Annotated in this window: 4 protein-coding genes; 2 read left to right on the top strand and 2 right to left on the bottom strand. The window is 77.0% G+C overall.

Annotated features, from left to right (window positions below):
- Window positions 1-857 (top strand): 5-oxoprolinase subunit C family protein (locus SSOG_RS05690; protein ID WP_050799776.1); only part of this gene is annotated, 857 nt, incomplete at its 5' end.
- Here SSOG_RS05690 and SSOG_RS05695 read toward each other — a convergent pair.
- On the bottom strand, window positions 830-1051 hold the full coding sequence (locus SSOG_RS05695; RefSeq protein ID WP_039936664.1) for a CDGSH iron-sulfur domain-containing protein: 222 nt from the start codon (window positions 1049-1051) through the stop codon (window positions 830-832). The genes SSOG_RS05690 and SSOG_RS05695 overlap by 28 nt on opposite strands.
- Window positions 1041-1721: a HemK2/MTQ2 family protein methyltransferase gene (locus tag SSOG_RS05700; RefSeq protein WP_039936665.1), complete on the bottom strand. Its 681-nt coding sequence runs from the start codon at window positions 1719-1721 to the stop codon at window positions 1041-1043. The genes SSOG_RS05695 and SSOG_RS05700 overlap by 11 nt, the downstream gene beginning before the upstream one ends.
- 129 nt (window positions 1722-1850) lie before the next feature.
- Here SSOG_RS05700 and SSOG_RS05705 point away from each other — a divergent pair.
- On the top strand, window positions 1851-2650 hold an 800-nt coding region (locus tag SSOG_RS05705), incomplete at its 3' end, for an NAD(P)/FAD-dependent oxidoreductase (protein WP_039936666.1).

Below are 2650 nucleotides of genomic sequence, written 5' to 3' on the forward strand. Positions count from 1 at the left end.
TGACCACCGTCCAGGATCTGGGGCGCACGGGCCACGCCCACCTAGGCGTGCCCCGCTCCGGCGCCCTCGACGAGCCCGCGCACCGGCTGGCGAACCGCCTCGTCGGCAACCCGGAGGACGCCGCGACCCTGGAGACCACGCTGACCGGGTGCGCCGTGCGGCTCCGCCGGGCGGCGACGGTGGCGGTCACCGGCGCCCCCTGCCCGGTCACCGTCGACGGCCGCACCGTCGCGTGGGGCGCACCGGTGCGGCTCCCGGACGGCACCGTGCTGGACGTCGGCGCCGCCACACACGGGGTGCGCTCGTACGTGGCGTTCGGGGGCGGGGTCGACGCCGAGCCGGTGCTCGGCAGCCGCTCCACCGACGTGCTCTCAGGGCTCGGACCGGCGCCTCTCGCCGACGGTGCGGTGCTGCGGCTCGGCACGTCGTACGGGCCGGCCCCGGCGGTGGACTGGGTCCCGTACGCGGGCATCGTGCCCGAGCTGGTGCTTCCGGTGGTGCTCGGTCCGCGCGACGACTGGTTCACCGCCGCCGGGCTGCGCACCCTCACCACCGGCCGCTTCCGGGTCGCGGCCGCGAGCAACCGGATCGGGCTGCGCACCGAGGGCCCGGCGCTGGAGCGCGCCAGGGAGGGCGAGTTGCCCAGTGAGGGCATGGCGCTCGGCGCCCTCCAGGTGCCGCCCGACGGCCGCCCGGTGCTCTTCCTCGCCGACCATCCGACGACCGGCGGCTATCCCGTGGTGGGTGTCGTCCCGGAGCCGTATCTGGCCGCCGCGGCGCAGGCCGCCCCCGGCACCCCGGTGCGGTTCGCCCCGCTGCGCCGCCCGGGTCAGGCGTCCCGGGGGCGCGCCGGGTAGCGGTGACTGGTGTCGCACCAGGGGTAGCGGGCGCTGCGCCCGCAGGCGCACACCGCCACCATCACCCGGTCGGAGCGGACCGTGCTGCCGTCCTCCAGGACGACCTCCACGGGGCCCTCGACCAGCAGCGGGCCCTCGGGGTCGACGAGGACGCGCCGCGCCGGGGCCCGGGCGGCGCCGGGCTCATCGGGCACAGCTGCTGCACTCGGTCGTACGGATGGCACGGATCACCACCAGCTCCTCCTTGTCGTCCCCCGGGCCGATCAGCCCCCGCGAGGCCAGCCAGGGGCCGCGCCGCAGCAGCACGGGCCCGAACGGGACGACGCGGCGCGCGGTCACATCCACGTGCAGCCCCTGCGCGGCCAGCCGCTCCAGCGTGGTGCCGACGCCGCTCAGCGCGGACTGGACGAGCAGCAGCACTCCCCGTGGGCGCAGCAGCCCCGGGATCCGGGCGCACAGCCGGTCCAGCGCCGCCCGGCCGTCGGGCCCCGCGTTCCAGGCGCGGCCGCCCCTGGCGCGGACGAAGGGCCCGCCGGGGCGCGAGGGCACATAGGGCGGATTGGCCAGCACGACGTCGAAGCGCCGCCCGGAGGCCACGGACGCCAGGTCACCGAGGCGTACCCGGACCGGCTGGCCGCTGCGCCGGGTGTTCAGCCAGGCCGCCAGCACCGCGCGCGCCGAGACGTCCACGGCCTCGACCCCCGCGGCTCCGCAGCGCGCGGCGAGCAGCGCAAGCGCGCCCGTGCCCGTACCGATGTCCAGCACCTGGGCACCCGGCATGGCGGGCTCACGGCACACCGCCTCGGCCAGCAGGGCGGTGTCGTCCTGCGGTGCGTACACCCCGGGAGGCGCAATCAGTCGCATCCGTCCCAGGTACCTCATCCGCACCAGTCGAAACGCCCCGGTGGTTCCGGCCGGATGCGTCGGCCGGGCGATCGGGGGCACTCGGCGGGCCCGAGGTGCAGCGGTGGAGCAGCGGAAGAGGAGCGGTCGATGACGAGTCTTCCCACGGGGTTCGCCCCCGCGTCGTACTGGATGGAGTCGGCCCCCGGCCCGGCCTACCCGCCCCTGGAGCCCGGCCCCGAGCGGAGCGTCCCCGAGGTCGAGGTCGCCGTCGTGGGCGGCGGCATCGCGGGGATCTGCACCGCCTGGGAGCTGGCCCGGGCCGGGCGCCAGGTGGCGCTGATCGAGGCGGACCGGCTGGCGGCGGGCGCGACCGGGCACACCACGGCCAAGCTCTCCGCCCTCCAGGGCCTCGCCTACCAGGACATCCGCGCCTCGCGCGGCGAGGAGGCGGCGCGGCTGTACGCGGCGTCCCAGGCCGACGCGGTGGACCGGGTCGGCCGGGTCGCCGCCGAGCTGGGCATCGACTGCGATCTGGAGCGGGCCCCGGCGTACACCTACGCCGAGAGCGAGGAGTCACTCGACGCGGTGCGGGCCGAGGCGGAGGCGGCCGCGGCTGCCGGTCTGGACGCCTCGTTCACGACGGAGACGGATCTGCCGTTCCCGGTCGCGGGCGCGGTCCGGGTCGCGGACCAGGCCCAGTTCCACCCCCGGAAGTTCCTGCTGGCCCTCGCCGGGGACCTGGTCGCGCGTGGCGGCCGGATCTACGAGAACTCGCGGGTCATGGGCCTGGGCGAGGGCCATCCCTGTCGCCTGACCACCGACCGCGGCGCGCGGATCCGGGCCCGCGAGGTCGTGGTCACCACCGCGTACCCGATCTTCGACCGGGCGCTGCTCTTCCCCCGGCTGACGGTGCGGCGCGAACTCGTCGTCGCCGCGGTGCTGCCCGA

Origin of the sequence: Streptomyces himastatinicus ATCC 53653, from assembly GCF_000158915.1 — a bacterium.
Classification (GTDB): domain Bacteria; phylum Actinomycetota; class Actinomycetes; order Streptomycetales; family Streptomycetaceae; genus Streptomyces; species Streptomyces himastatinicus.

What these genes read in the sequence shown, in the direction of transcription:
- SSOG_RS05700 (WP_039936665.1), bottom strand. Translation starts at nt 1,721, where the DNA reads ATGCGACTGATTGCGCCTCCCGGGGTGTACGCACCGCAGGACGACACC.